The sequence below is a fragment of the Halomonas sp. BL6 genome, assembly GCF_006228115.1.
In the GTDB taxonomy this organism is placed as follows: Bacteria; Pseudomonadota; Gammaproteobacteria; order Pseudomonadales; family Halomonadaceae; genus Vreelandella; species Vreelandella piezotolerans.
In genome coordinates, this window is sequence record NZ_VDGL01000003.1 from 126,954 (window position 1) to 147,983 (window position 21,030).

The window sequence follows — 21,030 nt, forward strand, 5'->3', positions numbered from 1 at the left end:
TGGGGAGTTGTGTCGCCTGAACGGCACGGTTATTGTCGATTCATTGATTTCAACGATCACTATCATTCAAGACGATCATTCAAGGAGCAGTGCCATGCGTTTAATCCTGTTGGGTGCCCCCGGCGCGGGGAAGGGGACTCAAGCTCAATTCATCTGTGAGCAGTTCAAGATTCCCCAAATTTCCACCGGGGATATGCTGCGCACCGCCATCAAAGACGGCACCGAGCTGGGCCTGAAGGTCAAAGAGATTATGAACAGCGGGGGACTGGTGTCGGACGACATCATCATCGACCTGGTCAAGGAGCGCATCAGCCAGCCGGACTGTGAGAATGGGTTCTTGTTCGACGGCTTCCCGCGGACCATCCCCCAAGCAGACGCCATGAAAGAGGGCGGCGTCAAACTGGACCACGTGCTGGAAATCGCCGTGCCGGACGAAGAGATCGTCAGTCGCTTGGCGGGTCGCCGCGTGCATCCGGCCTCTGGTCGTGTGTATCACATCGAGCACAATCCGCCCAAAGAAGCGGGTAAAGACGACGTAACCGGCGAATCGCTGATCCAGCGTGAAGACGATCAGGAGTCCACGGTGCGTAATCGCCTGTCGGTCTACCACGACCAAACCGCTCCGCTGGTGGACTACTACCAGCAGTGGGCGAAAGAGGATCCGGCGACTGCACCGCAGTATCACCGCGTCGAAGGCGTAGGCAGTGTGGCAGACATCACTCGTCAGGTGAAAGAAGCGCTCAGCTAAGCGCGCCTCAGTGTTACGTGCCTCGATGGCCCGCAGGTTTCCTGCGGGCCATCGTCGTTTCAGGCGTGCGGCGGTATACTAGAGGCCTATTTTTACGGAGTGCAATACCGCTATGTCGTCGTTATACCTTCTGGCACTGGATGCCTCCTCCAGCGCCTGCTCTGCGGCACTACTCCGCCAAACAGGCGGCCAACGTGACTGCCTGGCACGCTTCGAGATGACGCCACGCGCGCACACCAAGCGCTTGATGCCAATGGTGGATGAGCTGCTTGCCGATGCGGGCATTGCCCCACAAGCGTTGAATGCCGTCGCCTTTGGGCGCGGCCCCGGCTCGTTCACCGGCCTGCGCATTGCGGCCGGTGCCGCGCAAGGATTGGCGTTTGGCTTGGACTGCCCATTGCTCGGCGTGTCGACCCTGGAAGCGCTCGCGCTTCAGGCGCATCGGCGTTATCACTTTCGCCATGTGGTCACCGCGCTGGATGCGCGCATGGGCGAAGTGTATGCCGCTACCTGGCACTGCCTGAACGATACCCTAAGCTTACAGAGTGACGAGGTCGTCATCCCGCCCGGTGCATTCCGTTTGCCAGCCGGTGAAACCGATTGGGTGGGCGTGGGCTCGGGCTTTAATCTGTGGGACGAATTTGCCGTCGGCGTGCAGGCCAGCTTGTCGCAACATCTCACGGATCTAGAGCCACGCGCGGAGGAGATGGCGTGGCTGGCCGCGCGCGACTTGGACGCAGGTCTGGGCCAGGCGGCCCATGAGGTACAGCCGGTGTATCTGCGAAATGACGTGGCTTGGAAGAAACCGGCATGAGCCAGGCAGTACCGGAGGTTTTGCTACCACCTGGGCTGACGCTGGGTTACATGGAGGGTCGGCTTGCCCTGGCGGGAGACGAGCGCGAGTACGGCAAACCGCTCAGCGTCGACTTCGTCTCGGGCAAGGCCGCGCACCGTCGTCAGTTCGGCGGCGGCCGTGGACAGCTGGTGGCAAAGGCCTGCGGGCTAGCCAAAGGCGTGACGCCGAGCGTGGTCGATGCCACGGCGGGCCTGGGTCGCGACGCCTTCGTACTGGCCAGCCTCGGGGCGCCGGTACTGATGATCGAGCGGGTCGCGGCCATCGCCGCCTTGCTCAGCGACGGCCTAGCGCGTGCGGCGGCCGCAGAGGACACCGCCGCGATTGCCGCGCGCATGTACTTGCGTCATGGCGATGCCGCCGAGCGGTTGGCGAGGCTGGTGGCGGACGCCGAGTTTACGCCCCAAGTCGTCCACCTGGATCCCATGTTCCCCCATCGCGACAAGTCCGCGCTGGTGAAAAAAGAGATGCGCGTGTTTCGCGAGCTGGCCGGAGACGACGACGATGCTCCTCGCTTGTTGGAAGCCGCGCTCGACGTGGCGACCCACCGGGTGGTAGTGAAACGCCCCCGTAAAGCGCCGCCTATTGCAGGGCCCGCGCCGCAGCACACGTTGGAAGGCAAAACGAGCCGTTACGATCTATATGTCCATCGCTCCCTAAGTCGCTGAGCGTTGATGACACAGCGGAGCCAGAGAAGGAGTCTCTATGCAGCACGAGTGGCGAGAAGGGAACCGGGTGGCGTTGCTGCCGGAAGCGTCGCGCTTTTTACCGGCGATGTTCGACGCGGTGAGCCAAGCGCAGCACTACGTGCTGGTGGAACTCTACTTGATGGAGTCGGGGGAGCTTGCCACCCAAGTCATCGACGCGCTGGTGTCCGCCGCTAGGCGCGGCGTGCAGGTTTTTCTACTCCTGGACGGCTACGGTGCGATGGGGCTGGAGCGACGCGACCGTGAACGCTTACAGAGCGCTGGCATAGCCTTGCAGCTGTTCAACCCGATTGGCTTTCACTCCCTGGCCCGCAATCTCAGCCGTGATCACCGTAAGATCGTGGTGGTGGACGGTGAGCTTGCCTTTACCGGCGGTTTTGGCGCGGTGGATGATTTTTTGCAGGCGTGGTACGAAATCGCGCTACGTATCGACGGACCGACCGTTGCAGACTGGGAGGCACTGTTTCGCCGTTTGTGGCGTTCCCGGCTGACCCGCCAGGCGTCGGGGGATCCAGCGCCCCCTCCGCTCCCGCCTCAGCGCAGCGCGACGTCCCATGCCGATGGCGTGCGTGGGCGAGTAATGTCGGCCAGAGGCTATCGCTACCAAGCAATTCGCCACTCGCTGTATGCCCGGGTCAGTCGTGCGCGTCAGCGGCTGTGGCTATGCACGCCCTACTTCGTGCCTACGTTTGCGCTGCGCCGCCGCTTGATCCGCGCCGCTCGACAAGGCGTGGATGTACGTTTGCTGCTGCCCGGCGCCAAGCACGACCACCCCGGCGTGCGCTATGCGGGCCAGCGTTTTTATCAGGCACTGCTGAAAGCGGGCGTGCGCATTTTCGAGTTCCAGCCGACCTTCATACATGCCAAGTTCGTCCTGGCCGACGAGTGGGTTAGCCTAGGCTCTTGTAATTTCGATCACTGGAACCTGCACTGGAACCTAGAGGCCAACCAGGAGATAGACGATCCAGGATTCGCCAGCGACGTGCAGGCGCTTTTCGAACGTAATTTTGCTGCCAGCCAAGAGGTGGATGCTGCCGCCTGGGCCGCGCGCCCCTGGGGGCAGCGGGCCAAGGAGTGGGTGTATGGTGTCGTGGACGGTTTGGTGATGCGCCTGAAATAACGCGGCTACTGGCGCTTTTTGCCCTTCGCTTTGGCGGGCGTCTTTTTGCGCGGTTTGGGTTTGGGCGTTTCTGGTGGTACCCGGTAGTGCAGGTAGAGGTCAAGGACGAGCTCGGGCAGCTGGGCGACGAAGGATTCTTGGCTGGCCTGATCTTTGGCCATCTCGGCCATGTCGGGTTCGTCGTCGAAGAGCCCCGATAGCGACATGAACGGCAGCAGCAGCGTGGCGGCAGCCTCTTCATCCTCCTGGAACCAAGCGCTCTCGTCGCTGAACACACCTTCCATGAAGCCTGCACACCAGTCGCCAATCGGCGTCTCTTCTGCGGGCAGACCATCCAGCGTTAGTTCGAAGGGCAGTTCCGGTAGGCCCCCTTGCTCCAGGACCGCCATGGCATTGTCGCGCAGCAGTGTCAGCAGTCGGACGATCTCATCGCGCTCGGCGGCATCGCGGTAGTTGGGTTCGCCTTGAAAAAGCTCCTCCAGCCACTGCTCGGTGGGCTGCTCGCTAGGCGCGACCGCCAGGGCGACCAGAAAGCCATGGGCCGAAATCAGGTCGAGGGCATCTTCGCCCACTTGTTCAGAGTCGAGAAAATCGTCCAGCCTGTCGAGCTGTTCGTCGTCAAGCAGCGGCTGAGGCGGGGCACTGTCGGGCGAGTTAGCGTCGGTCATGGTATTGCGCTCTGCCATGGGGAGCCTCGTTATCAACGTCATGTTTGAAAACCGCTGTCGATCCATCACAATCGATCAACGTCACTAATGGCTAGTTTATCACTAATGAAGACGTCTCCACTCCCCCCTTGGCCGCGCGATGAACTATCGGCGCTTTCTCATCAGGCACTGCTTCGCGCCGTCCAAGAGCGGGTCGAGCAAGCTTTGGCACGCTGTCGAGAGGTACATCCCGCGCTGCCCGCGCCCAAGGTGTGGTTTGATCTAAAGGGCGCATCGGCGGGGCAGGCACACCTTGGTCGGGGCGGATTGCGCTTCAATCCGGTGCTGCTGGCCGATAATCGCGAGGCGTTTTTCGACGAGGTGATTCCTCATGAGATGGCCCACTGGCTGGTCTTTCATCTGGCCCAGGGGACTCGCTTTAAACCGCATGGCCGCGAGTGGCAGACGGTCATGCGGGATCTGTTTGGGCTCGCGCCTCGGGTCACCCACCGTTTCGATATTCAGCGCTCGCAACCGCGCCCTTTTCACTATGAGTGTGGCTGTCGAGTGCATCGCTTTACGTCGAGACGTCATGCCTTAGTCGCAAAGGGGCGTCGCTACCGCTGCCGTCATTGCGATCAGACCTTGGTCTATCGTGCTTTCGTTAGTTCGTAATTGTTATTTTAAGCTACTGTTTTTTAAATAAAAATTGTTAATACCAATGTCTAAAGGGAAGCCGATCGGGACAGGTTTATGCTAGGTAAATATTACGCGCGTCGGTGCAGCCAATAACAAAACCGACCACACTTACCAGAGAGTGCAACTTCACGGACAGAGGCAATTTCATGAGCGAGCATAACAACGTCTATCCAGTGCGCGATAGCATCGCTGCCAAGGCATGGGCCGATAAAGATAAATATGCGGCAATGTATCAGCAGTCCATGGACGACCCGGAAGGTTTCTGGGGCGAGCAGGCCAAACGCCTTGACTGGATCAAACCGCCCAGCAAGATCAAGAACACCTCGTTTGCCCGCGATAACGTCGACATTCGCTGGTTCGAAGATGGCGAGCTGAATGTCGCGGCGAATTGTCTGGATCGTCACTTGGAGAAGCGCGGTGACCAAACGGCGATCATTTGGGAAGGCGATAATCCCAATGAATCCAAGCACATTAGCTACCGTGAGCTCTACGAGCGAACGAACCAGCTAGCCAACGGCCTGAAATCTCTGGGTATAAAGAAAGGCGATACTGTCACGCTCTACATGCCGATGATACCCGAAGCGGCCATGGCCATGCTGGCTTGTGCCCGTATCGGCGCGGTGCACTCGGTGGTGTTTGGCGGCTTCTCCCCCGACGCGGTGGCCCAGCGGGTCATCGGTGCGGACTCCAAGCTGGTCATCACTGCCGATGAGTCAGTGCGTGGTGGCAAGCATGTACCGCTCAAAGAGAACGTCGACTCCGCGCTCAAGCGTGACGGCACCGACGTATGCAAGAACGTCCTGGTGGTGAAGCGCACCGGCGGCGATATCGATTGGCAGGAAGGTCGCGATATCTGGTTCGACGAGCTGGTCGATAAGCAGTCAACCGAGTGCCCGGCCGAGGCGATGAACGCCGAAGATCCGCTGTTCATTCTCTACACCTCCGGTTCCACCGGCGCGCCAAAAGGCTTGAAGCACACCACCGGCGGTTACCTGACTTACGCGGCCATGACGCATCAGTACGTCTTCGACTACCAGGAGGGCGAGATCTACTGGTGTACGGCGGACGTGGGTTGGGTGACCGGCCATAGCTATATCGTTTACGGTCCGCTGGCAAACGGCGCCACGACGCTGATGTTCGAGGGCGTACCGAGCTATCCGACCCACGGCCGCATGGGCGAGATCGTCGACAAGCATCAGGTCAATATCCTTTATACGGCGCCCACCGCCGTGCGTGCGCTAATGGCTCACGGTGACGGCGTGATGGACTCTAGCAAACGCGATTCACTGCGACTGTTGGGCTCGGTAGGTGAGCCGATCAACCCCGAAGCCTGGGAGTGGTTCTACCGCGTCATCGGCAATGAGAAGTGTCCGATTGTCGATACCTGGTGGCAGACCGAAACCGGCGGCATCATGATTGCACCGCTGCCGGGGGCCACCGACCTGAAACCAGGCTCGGCGACCACGCCTTTCTTTGGCGTCAAACCTGCCCTGGTCGATAACGAAGGCCACCAACTCGAAGGAGCCACCGAGGGCAACTTGGTGATTCTGGACTCCTGGCCGGGGCAAGCGCGCTCTATCTGGGGCGATCATGAGCGCTTCGTTCAGACCTATTTCTCTACCTACGACGGCATGTACTTCACGGGCGACGGCTGCCGTCGTGATGAGGATGGCTACTACTGGATCACCGGCCGGGTGGACGACGTGCTGAACGTCTCCGGCCACCGCATGGGCACCGCCGAGATCGAGTCGTCGCTGGTGGCGCACTCTGCCGTGGCCGAAGCGGCGGTAGTGGGCTTCCCCCACGATATCAAAGGCCAGGGCATCTACATCTACGTGACCCTGAACGACGGTATCGATCCCACGGACGAGCTGAAGAAAGAGTTGACCCAGTGGGTACGCAAAGATATCGGGCCGATTGCATCACCCGACGTGATTCAATGGGCTCCGGGGCTACCGAAAACGCGCTCGGGTAAAATCATGCGGCGTATTTTGCGTAAAATTGCTGCCAACGAGTGCGATGGTCTGGGCGATACCAGTACCTTGGCGGATCCGTCGGTCGTCGACGATTTGATCGAGCATCGGGCCAATCAGTAATCGACTCGCCCCGCTGCCCATGGCAGTGGGGGTATTCAATGACGGGCGTCAAGCATTGGCGCATTGCTGTCAGGCAAACTGCGCTTACCCGATGCAGTGCCGGCCACAGGGCCGGCACTGCTGTTTTTGTGCGGATGACGTCTCAATGACAAATTGTGCATGTGATGCTTGGGCATGATGAAGCCCATGGGGTACCATGCTTCAACCGTATGAGCCTAGCGTCGCGGCGGCAGGCAACCCCGCTGCTCGAGGAACCGGAGGAATATCCATGGCAGTAGCCCATAAGTTTATCGTCGCTGACGACCATCCGCTGTTTCGTGCAGCACTCACCCAGGCGTTGCGCCAGTTGGCCCCCCAGGCTGAGATTGTCGAAGCCGACACCATGGAAGCCACCACTGAGGTCGTCAATCGACACCCCGATGCAGATTTGATTCTGCTGGATCTGCACATGCCCGGTGCCCACGGCTTTTCGGGCCTCATTCAACTGCGCGGTCAGATGCCGGATATTCCGGTCGCCGTAGTATCTGGCAGCGATGAACCCTACGTGGTACGTCGTGCCATCGACTACGGTGCTTCTGGCTTCATTCCCAAGTCGTCATCGCTGCAGCTGATTGCCGAGGCGGTGGGTGAGATTCTGCAGGGGGAGGTGTGGCTGCCGGAGGCGCTGGCCAACGTCCTCGAAGAGACCAGCGAAGAGGAGTCGCGCTTTGCCGAGGCGATCGCCTCGCTCACGCCGCAGCAGTTCCGCGTGCTCAATATGCTCACCGAAGGGCTGTTGAACAAGCAGATTGCCTACGAGCTAAACGTTTCGGAGGCGACCATCAAAGCCCACGTGACGGCTATTTTGCGCAAGCTGGGTGTCCATTCACGCACCCAAGCGGTGATCGCGGCACAGAAACTGGAAGTGGAGCCGCCAAAAGTCGAGTCGTAACGGCGGACGGTCGATCAGAGGCGCCGCGCTTAGAGAATGCTAAGCGCGGCGCCGTCGTTTTGGTTGGAACTCTTTGTCCAGTCACGCTTTGGCGCGGCTGGCCTGGAGGGTGCGGGTGAGCAGTGCGCGAAGTGCGGCGGGCTTCACCGGTTTTAGCAGCAGCTGGTAGCCCGCACGCTTGACCTCTTCGGCGACTGCTTCGGTGCGATCGGCGGTGATCACAATTCCAGGAACGGCACCAGCAAAACGCTCGCTCAGTGCCTCTAGCGCCATCAGGCCGGTGACCTCGTTATCCAGATGGTAATCCGCCAAGATAGCATCAGGGTCGCCATCCATGTTGCGCAGAATGGATTTGGCCCCACCAATGCTGGTGGCAGTGAATACCTCGCAGCCCCAGCCGCTGAGCATGGCGGTCATCCCTTCTAGAATCAGCGTCTCATTATCGATACACACGATCCGTGTACCGGCCAGCTTATTGCCGCTGCGTCGGCTACTGGGTTCCTGCTCGACAACGGACACTTCCCGAGCGGCTACGATGGGCACGCTGACCGAGAACACCGTACCAACGCCTTCCCAGGAGCGCACTTTGATGGGGTGGTCGAGCACTCGGCTCATGCGATCAGCGATGGAGAGCCCCAGCCCCAGGCCTTTTTCACTCTCTTTATGACGGGAAACCTGATCGAGGCGTCGGAACTCCTGAAAGATCTCCGTCAATTTGGATTCGGGTATCCCTGGCCCGCTGTCCCATACTTCGATCAGCAGTCGCCCCCCTTGGCGGCGGCAGCCAAGCAGTACGCGCCCCTCTTGAGTGTAGCGAATCGCGTTGGAAAGGAAGTTCTGCACGATCCGGCGCAGCATCTGCGGGTCGGAATCCACCCATTGCTGGGTGGGCACCACGACCAAATCGAGCCCTCGATCGTCCGCCATGACGTCGAATTCGGCGCGCAGCGGGCGAAAAATATCGGCTAGGGCAAAGTGGCTGCGCCGAGGCGTCAGCGCTCCTGCATCCAGCTTGGAGATGTCCAACAGCGTGCCCAGCAGCTCTTCGGCGGCCTGTAGCGAGTTGTCGATATGGCCAATGGTGCGCTGGGTATCGCTGGCGGTGACGTTCTGCATCAGCGCCGAGGTAAACAGGCGCGCCGCGTTCAGAGGCTGCAACAAGTCGTGACTGGCGGCCGCCAGGAAGCGCGTTTTCGAGGCGTTGGCGTCTTCCGCTAGCTGTTTGGCCTGGCGCAGGGCCTGCTCCGCTTCGGCACGCACGCGGTTCTCCTGGCGTAGCGCGGCGTTGGCTTCGGAGAGCGCCTGGGTACGCTCGCGCACCCGCTCTTCCAGGGTTTCGTTGGTCTCTTTGAGGGCAATTTCTGCTTGGCGGCGCTCGGTAATGTCTTGATACAGCGCGAAGAAGCCCAGAATCGACTGGCTATCGCCAAAGTGCGGGGTGTAGGTTACCAGCATGTAGCGCATGGCATCGTTGACCCGCATGGAAACTTCAAAACTCACCCGCTCGCCGGCCAGGGTACGCTGTACCCAAGGCACCCGCTCTTCGGCTTGCTTCACCGGTAGCACGTCCTCGTAGCGACGCCCGATCACCGCGTTGCGGTCGATGTTGAAAGCCTGCTCGTAGGCACGGTTGGTAAACAGGTAGCGGCTCTCTTTATCGAAGTAGGCGATCAGAGCCGGGACGTTATCGGTATAGATACGGATATTGTTTTCTGAGCGGATCAGCGCTTCTTCGATACGCTTTTGCTGGGTGATGTCTTGATAGGTATAGACGAAGCCGCCGCCGGGCATGGGGTTGCCCTGTACTTCCAGCACGCTGCCGTCCTGGCGGTAACGCACGTAGCGGTGGGGCTGGCCTTCTCGGATGTTGTCCAGCAGCAGTTGAACGTGCTCTTCGGGATCGCCGGGCCCGTACTCGCCGTTGTGGGCGTTGTAGCGAAAGATACGGTCCATCGGTGCGCCAACGCGAATGATGTGGTCGGGGAAGCGAAAGAGCTCCAGATAGCGCTGGTTCCACACCACCAGGCGTAAGTTCTGGTCGACCACGCTAATGCCCTGATTGATGTTCTCGATGGTCGCCTGCAGCAGGGCGCGGTTGAACTCGAGTACTTGGGAGGCTTCATCCACGATGGAGATCACATCGGAAATGCCGATACCGCGCCCCTGAAGGGCCGAGTTCACCACGATCCGCGCCGACGATGCCCCCAAGACAGAGGCGAGAAACCGCTCGGTGAATTGGATCACGTCGATGGAGGCGCGGGTGCCATCATCCAGCGGCTTGCCCGCTCGGCGAGCGTAATCATCGAAGGCTCGGTCGACCTGACCTGCACCCAGGAAGCGCTCGCACAGCACTTTCAAATCGCCCACCGTCGTGGCCCCCGTCCAGGGGCGATTCACCGAGGTTTGTCGGGTTTCGACGCTATCGACGAACAGCGACGCTTGAATGCGCTCTACCACCCGTTGAGACGTCACCTGAGAGACGAAGATATAGCAAAACAGATTGATGCCGAGTGACAGCATGACCCCGTGAGTAAAGGTGTCCCCCAGGTTCAAACCAAATAGCGCCGTGGGTGACAGCCAGTTAAGCCCCAGCGGGCCGCCCGCTAACCATGCTTGTGGCAGCACGCCGGCATTGATCATGGCGGGCATCAGCAGGCTATACGCCCAAATGGCAAAGCCCACGTTCATGCCCACGATCACGCCCAAGCGGTTGCCACGCTTCCAGTACAGACCGCCAATCAGCGCGGGGGCAAACTGGGCCGCTGCCGCAAACGAGAGCATGCCGATGGAGGCCAGCGAGGTGAACTCGCCAATCAGCTGGTAAAAGCCGTACGCCATGGCCAGCACGGCCACGATGGTCAAGCGGCGAGCGCGCAGTACCAAACGGCCATAGTCGCGGGCCTTGGTGTCGAACCAGCGCAATCTAAAGAGCGCGGGAATCACGATCTCGTTCGAGATCATGATCGAGACCGCTACCGCCGCCACGATGACCATGCCGGTGGCGGCAGAGAAGCCGCCGATGAAGGTCAGCAGCGTGAGCCACTGCTGGCCGGAGGCCATGGAGAGCGCAAGCACATAGGTATCGGGCTCTACACCGCTTTCTGAGAACAGCAGCAAGCCAGCGGCCGCCAGTGGCACGACGAAGAAGGCAATCGCCAGCAAATAGAGTGGAAACAACCAGCGCGCTTTGGTGGCATCGTCTGGATGGATGTTTTCCACCACGGCCACGTGAAACTGGCGCGGCAGGCACAAAATGGCGAGCATGGCGAGCAATGTTTGCGCCCAGAAGCTTTGGCCAAAGTCTTGGTTGGCGAGCTGGCGCTGCAACTCGAGCTGGCTTTCGGCATGGCCCATCAATTCGCCAAGGCCGTCGAACATCCCCCAGGTGACGAAGGCACCCAGCACCAAGAACGCTACCAGTTTGACCAGCGACTCGAAGGCGACCGCATGGATCAACCCTTCGTGATGCTCGGTGGCATCGGTGTGCCGGGTGCCAAACAGAATGGCAAAAATGGCCATCACCACCGCTACGTAAAAGGCCGTATCGCCAAACAGAGGGGCGTAGGTCATGTCGGGGGCGTCGGTCAAGACACTAAAGGTCGTCGAAACGGCCTTTAGCTGAAGCGCGATATAAGGCAGCGTGCCGATCAGGGCTACTAGGCTCGCAAAGGCTGCTAGAGATTGGGTTTTACCGTAGCGAGAAGCGATGAAGTCGGCAATGGAGGTGACGTTCTGGTGCTTGGCAACGCGGATCATCTTCGCCAGCACGGGCCAGAAGAGCAAAAACGTCAGAATGGGCCCGACAAAGATGCTGGCAAACGACCAGCCCGCCGTGGCAGCCTGGCCGACCGCGCCGTAGAAGGTCCATGAGGTGCAGTAAATGGCGAGCGCCAGACTGTAAATGAGGGGGCGGCGGCGGCTGGCGCCATGAGTACGCGCCCGCCGGTCGCCAAACCAGGCAATTCCAAACAGCACTGCAATATAGAGCAGTGACACTGCGACCAGCAGCCCGCCATGAAACATAGTGTCTCCTCACCCATCCTGCTTTGAACGGAGCTTTAAACCGCCCTTCGCCCAGTAAAGGGCTCCATTCTAGGCGAAGGTGAGGCGCTACGTCTGCCGTTCGTTGGCTAGTTGGCAAACGGTGGTCAGTAGGGGGGACGTTTCCCGTAGAGGGCGAAGCTCGTTGAGATCTGCTTCTCCGCTCTCTAGGTTGAGGGGAATCAGCTCTCGGCTAGCGCAGTTGAGAAGATAGGGCTGCGTGGTGATCAGGTCGGTATGGCGACGCTCGAACTGGTACAAAATGAACTCGGCGATGATGTCGCCCTCGACGGTTTGCGAACGCACGTTGTCGCTATCCACCACGCTGAAGGTAGTCGTCATGGGAAACAGTAGTGTCCACGGCCGCCAGATCTGGCGAGTGGTATCGCTGGAGATCACTTTGGCCGTTTCCGGTAACTGCTGTTGTTTATGCTCATACCAGCCGTACTCGAACTGTATTTGATAGCCCAGCATGCCCAGTCCGCCAAACACTGGCACAATCCATTTGGGAAGCCGCTTGCGGCTCAAAGTGCGAAGCAGAAGGCCAATCCCAGCCGCGGCAAGACCTGCAAACACGGCGGCCACTAAGTGCCAAATCATACGTTTTCCTTCTGAAAAGCCATCGGGCTTCCCTAAGGAAGCCCGATGGAGGGTGGTTCCGTTCGCTATTGGCCCACGGCGCAATAGAGTGGAACGATTATGACTTAGTGATCGACCGCAGCACCAGCACCTTTCGGATAACGTACGCTTTCCACCAGGTCCTGAATTTCTTGCGGCGGTGCATCGGTGGCGTTGGAGACAATGAAGGCCACGGCGAAGTTGATGATCGCACCTACGGCACCAAACGAGAGCGGTGAGATACCCAGCATCCAGTTATCCGGCGTGTTGGCCAGCATATTGGTGCCCGGAATGAAGAACCAGCCCAAGTAGGTGAAGATGTAGAGCAGGGTGCAGATGAGACCCGCCAGCATACCGGCAACCGCGCCTTTGTTGTTCATGCGCTTAGAGAAGATACCCATCATCAGCGCAGGGAACAGCGAGGCACCGGCAATACCGAAGGCAAGTGCTACCGTTTGTGCGGCAAACCCAGGCGGATTGAGCCCTAAGTAGGTCGCCAGTAAGATCGCGCCGCCCATGGAGATACGGGCTGCCAGCATTTCGCCTTTTTCAGAGATTTTCGGGTTGATCATGGTTTTGATCAAATCGTGACTGATCGCTGACGAGATCGCCAAGAGCAGACCCGCTGCCGTGGAGAGTGCCGCTGCGATACCACCTGCCGCGATCAAGCCCACTACCCAGCCGGGCAGGTTGGCAATTTCAGGGTTGGCCAGTACTAGGATGTCGTTGTTGACCTCCAGTTCGTTGCCTTCCCAGCCGCGGTCTGAATAGTCAGCAGCACCGTTGTAGAACTGGATACGGCCATCGTCGTTCAGATCGTTGTGGGTGATCAGGCCGGTCTCTTCCCAGGTGCGGAACCATTCCGGACGATCTTCGTAGAGGATCGGGTTACGCGCAGCTTCTTCGTAGTTTTCCGTTTGGCCAGCCATTTCCGGATAAACGGTCGTCATCAGGTTCAGGCGTGCCATGGAGCCAACCGCGGGGGCTGTCAGGTAGAGCAGGGCGATGAACACCAGTGCCCAGCCTGCCGACCAGCGTGCATCGGCGACCTTCGGTACGGTGAAGAAGCGAATGATCACGTGGGGCAGACCGGCGGTACCGACCATCAGCGACAGGGTGAACAGCACCATGTTGAGCTTGTTGTCCACGTCGGCGGTGTAGTCACGGAAGCCGAGTGCATTCACGACGTCATCCAGCTTTTGCAGCAGCGGGATGCCGGACTCGGTGTGGGTGCTGAACATGCCGAACATCGGAATCGGGTTGCCGGTGAGCTGCATGGCGATGAACACCGCCGGAATGGTATAGGCAATGATCAGTACGATGTACTGCGCTACCTGGGTATACGTGATGCCTTTCATACCGCCGAATACGGCATACATGAAGACGATGGCAGCGGCAATCCAGATGCCCCAGGTGTTACTCACTTCCAGGAAGCGGGAAAACGCGACGCCCGCACCAGTCATCTGACCGATAACGTAGGTGACGGAAGCCACGATCAAGCAGATGATCGCGACCAAACGCGCTGTGTTGCTGTAGAAGCGGTCACCAATGAAGTCTGGCACGGTGAACTTGCCGAACTTACGCAGGTAAGGGGCCAGCAACATCGCCAGAATGACGTAGCCACCGGTCCAGCCCATCAAGAACGTGGAGTTGGCGTAGCCGCCCGACGCGAGCAGGCCCGCCATGGAGATGAACGACGCCGCCGACATCCAGTCGGCCGCCGTGGCCATACCATTGGTGATCGGGTGTACGCCGCCGCCGGCAACGTAGAAGTCTTTGGTGGAGCCTGCTCGCGCCCATATCGCAATGCCGATATAGAGCGCAAACGAGGCGCCAACGAACAGTAAGTTGATTGCAAACTGGCTCATGCTGGCTTACTCCCCCAGGCCGTATTTTTTATCGAGCGCGTTCATTCTCCAGGCGTAGAAGAAGATCAGCACGATGAAGGTGAGAATGGAGCCTTGCTGAGCAAACCAGAAGCCCAGATCCGTACCGCCGACGGGAATGCCCGCGAGCAGTGGGCGAAAGAGGATGGCGCAGCCGTAGGAGACAAATGCCCAGACTACGAGGCATCCGAAGATCAGCCGGACGTTGGCCTTCCAGTATTCAGCAGCATTGGATTTATCGTCTGCCATTGTGTTGCTCTCCAGTTGTGATTTTTAGGGTTGGAAAGTGAACTCAAGATAGCGTGTGGTTCATCAGGGCAACCCCGCATGGAAAACCGCGCTGTTGAGTGAGCGGTAAAACAGTGCTGCCAAACACGTCACCTTCTTATTGTTAAGCCGTTTATGTCGTTAAGGGGTGGTCGGCAAGTTATCGTTAGCGGCTTGAAGTGCATAAGACAAGCGGCATGCGATTACCCTGTATGACTCATGGGTAATACTGGGCAATAATCACCAAAAATAAATCCCAGACTTTGGTATCAGGGTGTTTAAATGGCGGGGTCAGAGCCGGGCGTGAAGACATAAAGCATTATTTTTGATGAATTTTAAGCGTTATTTTAACGCCATTCATGTCGCGATAGGACAATGGTCTATGGCTCGCTTAAAAACAATGTTTGCTACCTTAACCAAAGGTGTTTAGCCGAATTTAAAACGTTCGGGAAAGTCACTACTTTCGTCGCTAAACAAAGGTCGTTAAGACGTAAGCGCTATAGCTAAAAGTATAATGAGTCGATATGTCTAACGTTCGCCACCCCGTGGGTGGTATGTCTCAATCACTGCCCTTAAGCGAGGTCGCCCATGGTAGACGTGGATCTCTCCCAGCTGCCGTTTACGCTGATCGATGACGCCGGGCGTGATCATGTTCGTCGTGGGATGGATCTTGCTTTCTTCGATCGCGATGAAGTCATCCTCGAGATGGGGCAGGCAGGCGAGTCGGTGTTTCTGATTCATAAGGGGGAGGTCGCTGAGTTGGACCCCACGCTGCCTGCCGCTAGCGCGCGAATTGGTCACTACACCGCCGGTGATCTGTTCGGAGCGATCAGTATTCTCAATGGCAAGAGCCGTTACCGCTTCCAAGCCGAGCAGGAGTGCTTGTGCTATGTGATGCCCAAAGCACTGTTTACCCAGCTCTGCCGTCACTACCCACCGTTTGAACAGTTTTTCAAGCAGTCGCTGTCACACAAAGCGCGCCTGCTAACGGAAAAACGCGCTGATGGTGGCGTCACGATGGCGGGTTTCATGCTGGCCAAAGTGCGCGAATGTATGCGCGAGCCGGTACTCATCGATGCATCGAGCACCATTCACGACGCCGTTCGCCAACTGAACGATAGCCATGCCGATAGCCTGCTGGTGAATACGCAAGAGGCGCTGGGCATGGTCACTAAAACCGACCTGCTCAATGGGTTGGTATTGGGGGAGAGTACCCAGCACTCGCCTGTGGCGTCGCTGGCCAACCAATCACTGGTCACCGTCGCGCCCGATCAATACCTGTTCGAAGCACTGATTATGATGACTCGGCATAAGGTCGCTCGCGTAGTGGTAATGGAGGATGAGCACGCCCGAGGCGTCGTGGAATTGATGGACGTGCTGAGCTTTTTCTCCAGCCGTAGCTACGTGGTGAGTTTACAGGTCGAGCAAGCCAATGGCCTGGAAGCTTTGGCGGCTGCCAGCCAACGTACCCCAGAGTTGGTCAACGCGCTAATGGCGCAGGGCGTGAAGCTGCGCTTTGCCATGGAGTTACTGGCAGCGCTCAATGGCCGCATCATGAGTAAAGCCTGGGGTTTTACGGTGCCCGAGCAGTATCACCGCCAAAGTTGCCTGATGGTGATGGGCAGTGAGGGGCGCGGCGAGCAAATCCTAAAAACCGACCAGGATAACGGTTTGATCCTCGCTGACGACTGCCAGTGGCCCACGGTCGCTGACGACATGGCGACCTTGACCCAAACGTTGATAACGCTGGGTTACCCGCCCTGTCCGGGGAATATCATGGTGTCCAACCCTGAGTGGGTGGGCACGGTCTCCCAGTGGCAGCAGCGTATCGCCAAATGGGTCAGTGCCCGCGATGGTGACAGTTTGATGAAACTGGCCATTCTGCTCGACTCTCATGGCGTGGCGGGCAATCCGACGCTGCTCGACCAAGTCCGCCACGCGCTGTTCGAGCACTGCTCCCACGATGAGCTGCTGCTCTCGTACTTTGCCCGTGCGGCACTGCGCTTCTCGACGCCGCTGACCCTATTTGGCTCACTGAAGAAGCCGCAGCACGGTATCGATATCAAAAAAGGCGGGATTTTCCCCATCGTGCACGGCGTGCGCACCATGGCCCTCGAGCGGCGGATAACGGTCACTTCGACGCTGGATCGTTTGGATGATCTGGCCACCGACGGGCGTCTGGATCGACGCTTTGCCGACGATGTGGGTGAGGCGCTGGCACTGTTCACCGAGCTGCGCCTGCGTCAGCAGCTTCAGGAGCTGGATAGCGCCCACGCCAAGCGCACTAACCGGGTCGTAGTGCAAGAGCTCTCTTCGCTGGAGCGAGACCTGCTGCGAGAAGCCCTCCACATTGTGAAGGACTTCAAGCAGCGCCTTTCCCACCGCTATCATTTGGAGTATTCGTGAGCGGAATGCGCTTGTTAGATCGACACATGACGCTGCTGAGCGGCTCGTTAAGAACGCTGCTGCAGCGGGAAAGCGATCGACGCCGATGGGCCGATTCGCCCTACGCGTGGCTATTTCAGCCGTACATGGGCGAGGAGTCCGTCGCGATGGCCTGCCAGGTGAGTGACGGTCAGCCCAATGTCGTCAGCGTGGCGGCCGTCGTGCTTAGTCCGCGGCGTGTGCACACTAGCCGTATCTGGTGGGCCACACTGTCAGAATCTCCCGTGCCAGTGTCTGCCACCCTGCGCCGCCATCAGCAGTTACACGCGACGGATACCCCGCGCTCCCCAGATATCGAATGCCTGACAGAGCTGGCCGAATTCATCGAGAATCGGCCGCTCGTCGGTTGGCAGTTAGAGCGCACGATCGAGCCGCTCAACGGGCTATTCAAACGCGTATTGGGGTTCGGTTTACCCAACGCCCAGGTCGACGTTGCCAAGTTGCACGGGCGACAGCTACGGCGGCTGCATCCGCAGGTCGATACCCTCGAATCGCTTGGCGAGGCGCTGACCCGTTGGCGGCTGCCACGGCTGATCTGGCCTAGCGTGACCAGCGAAGCCACCGCGAGTGCACTTCTGTATCTACGTTTGCAGCGCGAGATCGCCCTGACCGCCTAGGGTTTGTATTGGGTAGAGCTTCGGAGTGTTGTTAGAATACATACTGCTCCTTTACCCACCGGCAGTGCGACGACCATGTTATCACCTGACTACTTTGACCCTACTTTGTCAGACAGCGCGTCTGACGAGCCTACCGCCACGCAGCACGAGCTGCAGGATGCCAAGCAGAAGCGTGAATTCAACAAGTTGCAAAAACGCCTGCGGCGCGAAGTGGGAAACGCGATCATCGATTACAACATGATCGAGGATGGCGATCGGGTCATGGTGTGCCTCTCCGGCGGCAAAGATAGCTACACGATGCTGGAGATTTTGCGCAACTTGCAACGCAACGCGCCGGTCGATTTTTCGCTGGTGGCGGTCAACATGGACCAAAAACAGCCTGGTTTCCCAGAGCACGTCTTGCCCCAGTATTTGGATAAGCTGGGGGTGGAGTATCACATTCTCGAGCGTGACACCTACTCGGTGGTAAAGGAGAAAACCCCGGAGGGTAAAACCACCTGCGCGCTCTGCTCGCGCTTGCGCCGCGGCTCGCTGTATGGGTTTGCCGAAGAGATCGGCGCGAACAAGATTGCCCTCGGCCACCATCGCGAAGACATTCTAGAAACGCTGTTTCTGAACATGTTCTTCGGCGGTACGCTAAAAGCCATGCCGCCGAAACTGCTCTCGGATGACGGTAAAAACATCGTGATCCGCCCGCTGGCCTACTGTAAAGAGGCGGATATTGCTGAGTTTTCGCGGCAGATGGCGTTTCCCATCATTCCCTGTAATTTGTGTGGGTCGCAGCCGAACATGCAGCGACAAATCGTCAAAGAGATGTTGGCGGAGTGGGACAAGAAGCATCCTGGGCGCTTGGAGAGCATGTTCAAAGCAGTCACCAACGTGGCACCCTCGCAGCTTGCCGATCGCGAGCTATTCGACTTTGCCGGTCTCGAAGCCAAGCAGGCGGCCTTGATGGAAGGACGCATCCAAGCCTTCAACGTGTGATCGTTGGCGCCTCCTCTTCTGCCAGGGTAATGAGGCGCTGCATGTCCAAAATATTGACCTCGCGCCCTGAGACGGCCACGACCTCCTGCTGCTGAAAGCGGCTAAGAATGCGGCTGACCGTTTCGACCGCTAGGCCCAGGTAGTTACCCATATCGGCCCGGGACATGGATAGGCGGAAGCTGTATGGCGAGTAGCCCCGCCGCCGGAAGCGATCAGAGAGCGTAATCAAAAAGCTCGCCAGCCGCTGATCCGCGGTCTTACGCGACAGTAGACGCATCATTCGCCGATCGTCGCGCAGCTCTTTACTCATGCTGCGATAGAGCTGGCCGCGGAGCTCGGGCAGCTCCTCGGAGAGCGAGTCCAGGCGGTCGAACGGAATTTCGCACACCGTCGTCGTTTCCAGAGCCATCACCGTGCCGGGGTAGTGCTCTTCGTCGATGCCGTCCAAACCCACTAGTTCGCTGGGTAGAAAGAAATTGGTGAGCTGGTCATGGCCGTTGCCTTCGCTGGTGACCTGCTTCAAGCTACCCGAGCGCACCGCATAGACACTGGTGAAAGCGTCCCCTTGGCGGAACAGGGGTTCGCCTTTCTTCAACGGCGAGCGGCGGCGAATGATCGCATCGAACTGGCTCATATCCTCGAGCTCCAAGGCGAGCGGTAAGCACAGCGAGCTTAGACTACACGTCTGGCAGCGCGCCTCTTGCAGCAGTGAACGTCGTTGGCTGGCAGGATATGGCATAGGAGTCTCCCTTCTTCTTTCGCCATCATAGGCACAGGGGGCAGGCGGCTCAAGGCGCTCACACGATCTTCGAGTAGCGCTGACCATCCTGACGTTGTAAGTGAGTGTCGAAGGCCATGGCCAAATGCCGAATGAGCAATCGCCCGATCGGCGTGGCGCTCAGCCGAAGGCCCTCACGCTGTACGAGGCCATCCCGTTCGGCGATCGCCAGTCGCTCGAAGGCAGTGGCAAAGTAGTCTGCCGCATCGATATGCCAACGCTGACCGATCGCGTCGAGATCAATGGCCATATCGCACATGAATCGCTCGATGACGTCTCTTCTTATTAGGTCATCCTTATTTAAGCGTAGTCCTTTTATCGTTGCCAGCCTACCTTCATCCAAGGCGGCTTCATAGTGGGCGAGCTGAGTAGGGTTTTGGGCGTAAATATCGTCGACCCGAGAAATGGCGGATACGCCCAAACCAATCAAATCGCACTCGGCGTGGCTGGAGTAGCCTTGAAAATTACGCTGCAGCGTGCCGTTGCGCTGCGCCTGGGCCAAGCTGTCGTCGGGGCGTGCAAAGTGGTCCATGCCAATATGCACATAGCCCGCCTGGGTGAGCATCTCGATAGTGGTGTGCAGCATGGCCAGCTTTTCATCGGCGCTGGGCAGGTCGGCCAACTGGATACGTCGCTGGGGCGCAAAGCGGGCTGGCATGTGGGCGTAGTTGAAGACCGATAATCGTGCTGGTCCCAGCTCGATGACCTGACGAAGCGTTTCGGCAAAACGCCGTTCGGTTTGAAAGGGAAGGCCATAGATTAAATCGAGGTTGAGCGAGCGAAAGCCGAGCCGATGCGCTTCGTCCATGAGCGTTTCGGTGAGCACCCGGGGCTGCACGCGATTGATCGCCGCTTGAACCTGCGGATCGAGATCTTGAACGCCAAGGCTTAGGCGGTTAAATCCTAGCGATTGGAGATGTCGCAGGGTAAAGACATCCGCTTCGCGTGGGTCAATTTCAATGGCATAGTCCCGATCTGGCGCGTTCGATAACCCAAAACGGGCATCAAGCCGGTCGACCAAATCGCTCATTTGCGCCAAGGTAAGAAACGTCGGCGTGCCGCCGCCCCAATGCAGTTGCTGCACCGGTCGTTGGGTATCTAAATGGCGCGACGTGAGCACCATCTCACGATCTAGCCGAGACAGGTAGGGCTCGGCCAGCGACGTATTTTTCGTAGCGATTTTGTTGCACGCACAGTAGAAGCAGATATTGCGGCAAAATGGGACGTGGACATAGAGCGACAGTGGCTTTTGGCTGGCGTTACTGCGTTCTAGTGCCTGGGCCATATCGTCGGCGGTGAAGCCGTCGTGAAACGACAGCGCTGTCGGATAAGAGGTATAGCGCGGGCCGCTCGTGTCATAACGACGTATCAGGGCGTCGTCCCATGCAGTGGCCTCAGCCACTGATGAAGTGGGCTGAGCGTGGGCAGCAGTAGCATGAACGGGCATAGGCAACGCTCCGGTGTAACAGAACAAGCGAGTGAACGGATGCGTTCATGCTACGCCAGGGGGTAGCGCAATGCGTTGAGCTGTATCAAGCAATGGCGTAAAAGCCCATGCCGAAGCGGCTAAGCTAGTTAGAAAGGTGAGAAAGT

At 58.7% G+C, this 21,030-nt stretch carries 17 protein-coding genes; 10 read left to right on the top strand and 7 right to left on the bottom strand.

All coding sequences use genetic code 11. The annotated features are described in order from the left end of the window. The first annotated feature begins 94 nt into the window (after positions 1–94). The 4 genes from adk (at position 95) to FHJ80_RS07350 (ending at position 3,428) form a co-directional block, all read left to right on the top strand. Positions 95–748: an adenylate kinase gene (gene adk, locus FHJ80_RS07335; RefSeq protein WP_139526369.1), complete on the top strand. Its 654-nt coding sequence runs from the start codon at positions 95–97 to the stop codon at positions 746–748. A gap of 112 nt (positions 749–860) precedes the next feature. Next, positions 861–1,562 (top strand): tRNA (adenosine(37)-N6)-threonylcarbamoyltransferase complex dimerization subunit type 1 TsaB, encoded by a 702-nt coding sequence (gene tsaB, locus FHJ80_RS07340; RefSeq protein WP_139526370.1) that lies wholly within the window; start codon positions 861–863, stop codon positions 1,560–1,562. Then, positions 1,559–2,269 carry a class I SAM-dependent methyltransferase gene (locus FHJ80_RS07345; protein WP_139526371.1) on the top strand — a complete coding sequence of 237 codons (711 nt, stop codon included), beginning with the start codon at positions 1,559–1,561 and terminating at the stop codon, positions 2,267–2,269. Before tsaB ends, FHJ80_RS07345 begins: the two co-directional genes overlap by 4 nt. Before the next feature lie 37 nt (positions 2,270–2,306). Then, the gene (locus FHJ80_RS07350) at positions 2,307–3,428 is read left to right on the top strand and encodes a phosphatidylserine/phosphatidylglycerophosphate/cardiolipin synthase family protein (protein WP_139526372.1); all 1,122 of its coding nucleotides are present in this window, start codon (positions 2,307–2,309) and stop codon (positions 3,426–3,428) included. Positions 3,429–3,433: 5 nt separating this feature from the next. On the opposite strand, the gene FHJ80_RS07355 is transcribed toward FHJ80_RS07350, so the two are convergent. Then, complete coding sequence (locus FHJ80_RS07355; protein WP_139526373.1) at positions 3,434–4,114, bottom strand: YecA family protein; 681 nt, start codon at positions 4,112–4,114, stop codon at positions 3,434–3,436. A gap of 87 nt (positions 4,115–4,201) precedes the next feature. On the opposite strand from FHJ80_RS07355, the gene FHJ80_RS07360 reads away from it, so the two are divergent. The 3 genes from FHJ80_RS07360 (at position 4,202) to FHJ80_RS07370 (ending at position 7,801) form a co-directional block, all read left to right on the top strand. Next, positions 4,202–4,750: a SprT-like domain-containing protein gene (locus FHJ80_RS07360; protein WP_139526374.1), complete on the top strand. Its 549-nt coding sequence runs from the start codon at positions 4,202–4,204 to the stop codon at positions 4,748–4,750. Between the two features lie 170 nt (positions 4,751–4,920). Beyond that, positions 4,921–6,870 carry an acetate--CoA ligase gene (gene acs, locus FHJ80_RS07365; protein WP_139526375.1) on the top strand — a complete coding sequence of 650 codons (1,950 nt, stop codon included), beginning with the start codon at positions 4,921–4,923 and terminating at the stop codon, positions 6,868–6,870. Positions 6,871–7,138: 268 nt separating this feature from the next. Beyond that, a complete protein-coding gene (locus FHJ80_RS07370) occupies positions 7,139–7,801 on the top strand; it encodes a response regulator transcription factor (protein WP_016916171.1) in 663 nt (220 codons plus the stop codon). A gap of 81 nt (positions 7,802–7,882) precedes the next feature. On the opposite strand, the gene FHJ80_RS07375 is transcribed toward FHJ80_RS07370, so the two are convergent. From FHJ80_RS07375 to FHJ80_RS07390, 4 genes are all read right to left on the bottom strand, one after another. Beyond that, positions 7,883–11,824, bottom strand: coding sequence for a NahK/ErcS family hybrid sensor histidine kinase/response regulator (locus FHJ80_RS07375; protein WP_139526376.1), 3,942 nt, complete (start codon positions 11,822–11,824; stop codon positions 7,883–7,885). 87 nt (positions 11,825–11,911) lie between these two features. Continuing rightward, complete coding sequence (locus FHJ80_RS07380; RefSeq protein WP_139526377.1) at positions 11,912–12,442, bottom strand: hypothetical protein; 531 nt, start codon at positions 12,440–12,442, stop codon at positions 11,912–11,914. Between the two features lie 104 nt (positions 12,443–12,546). Then, positions 12,547–14,328 (bottom strand): sodium:solute symporter family protein, encoded by a 1,782-nt coding sequence (locus FHJ80_RS07385; RefSeq protein WP_139526378.1) that lies wholly within the window; start codon positions 14,326–14,328, stop codon positions 12,547–12,549. 6 nt (positions 14,329–14,334) lie between these two features. Further along, positions 14,335–14,595 carry a DUF4212 domain-containing protein gene (locus FHJ80_RS07390; protein WP_054641318.1) on the bottom strand — a complete coding sequence of 87 codons (261 nt, stop codon included), beginning with the start codon at positions 14,593–14,595 and terminating at the stop codon, positions 14,335–14,337. Positions 14,596–15,201: 606 nt separating this feature from the next. On the opposite strand from FHJ80_RS07390, the gene FHJ80_RS07395 reads away from it, so the two are divergent. The 3 genes from FHJ80_RS07395 (at position 15,202) to ttcA (ending at position 18,659) form a co-directional block, all read left to right on the top strand. Beyond that, complete coding sequence (locus tag FHJ80_RS07395; RefSeq protein ID WP_139526379.1) at positions 15,202–17,019, top strand: putative nucleotidyltransferase substrate binding domain-containing protein; 1,818 nt, start codon at positions 15,202–15,204, stop codon at positions 17,017–17,019. A gap of 5 nt (positions 17,020–17,024) precedes the next feature. Further along, the gene (locus FHJ80_RS07400) at positions 17,025–17,675 is read left to right on the top strand and encodes a DNA polymerase III subunit epsilon (protein WP_139526883.1); all 651 of its coding nucleotides are present in this window, start codon (positions 17,025–17,027) and stop codon (positions 17,673–17,675) included. A gap of 75 nt (positions 17,676–17,750) precedes the next feature. After that, positions 17,751–18,659, top strand: coding sequence for a tRNA 2-thiocytidine(32) synthetase TtcA (gene ttcA, locus FHJ80_RS07405; RefSeq protein ID WP_139526380.1), 909 nt, complete (start codon positions 17,751–17,753; stop codon positions 18,657–18,659). On the opposite strand, the gene fnr is transcribed toward ttcA, so the two are convergent. Together fnr and hemN are read right to left on the bottom strand one after the other, a co-directional pair. Beyond that, a complete protein-coding gene (fnr, locus tag FHJ80_RS07410) occupies positions 18,649–19,398 on the bottom strand; it encodes a fumarate/nitrate reduction transcriptional regulator Fnr (protein WP_139526381.1) in 750 nt (249 codons plus the stop codon). The two genes, ttcA and fnr, sit on opposite strands and share 11 nt — an antisense overlap. A gap of 58 nt (positions 19,399–19,456) precedes the next feature. Next, the gene (gene hemN, locus FHJ80_RS07415; RefSeq protein ID WP_139526382.1) at positions 19,457–20,884 is read right to left on the bottom strand and encodes an oxygen-independent coproporphyrinogen III oxidase; all 1,428 of its coding nucleotides are present in this window, start codon (positions 20,882–20,884) and stop codon (positions 19,457–19,459) included. Positions 20,885–21,030 lie beyond the last annotated feature (146 nt).